Genomic DNA, 809 nt, shown 5'->3' on the forward strand with positions numbered 1-809 from the left:
GCCATAGCGCGCTCGGACAGATCTCGCCGGCAACGTTTGAGAGGAAACACCACGAAGTCCAAGACGACCGCCTCGCCTCGAACACGACTTGACCACCGTCGGCGTCTGCGTGGCATGCGCCACGCCGCCGGTGGACAAGTCTTCGTCGCTGCCAATCAATTCGACTTGAGAATCAAGTCCCAACCCGTCCGCGCAACAGGGTCAAGTCCACTACCGCGTCCTGCACCTCCATCAGCGTGCGATGGTCATAGACCACGGTGCCATGCTTGCGGGCCGCCTTTCGGGTACTCCCTCAGTCCACTTTCGCGAGGCGTTCGGGGTTCACGCGGCATCCGCTCCATACTCGGCACAAATGTCTGATGACCCCATCCACTCGCACATCATCCTGGAATGGCGCTTCACCCCCGCCGACTTCTTCGGGGAGCCCGTAACGGCAAACCGTGAAGGCTATACGTGGTCTCTTGCGGACGGGAAGGTGGAAGCCCGGATCGACGGTACGCGGTACGCGGCCGACGAAGGGATACGGGAACAAATTCACCGCGAGCTTGAAAGCAGGTTCCGGGCAGCGCAAGTGCTGCGGCATCAGCCATTCGAGTTTTCCGGCCCGACCATTATCAAGGTCCGCCCGGATGGCGGACGCGATGTCTTCATCGAGCTTCGGGGGGTTGTCAGCGTCGGCACGCTTGGCTCGGTCGGCATCCTCGTCACCGATTCAGCAGGCCATGCGGTGTTCGACTCGGAGCAAGCTCGCCGTGAGGAGGCGCGAGCCTTCGAGAACCTGGTTGCCGCACACTCGACAGACCCACTCT

The 809-nt window shown here is 62.1% G+C and carries 1 protein-coding gene; it reads left to right on the forward strand.

Features of this window, described 5'->3' with window-relative positions; translation table 11 throughout:
• Window positions 1-352: 352 nt before the first annotated feature.
• A partial coding sequence (locus tag AC1DTN_RS37575) for a hypothetical protein (RefSeq protein ID WP_477925198.1) occupies window positions 353-809 on the forward strand: 457 nt, incomplete at its 3' end.

The organism is Rhizobium sp. 01T444, assembly GCF_056398305.1.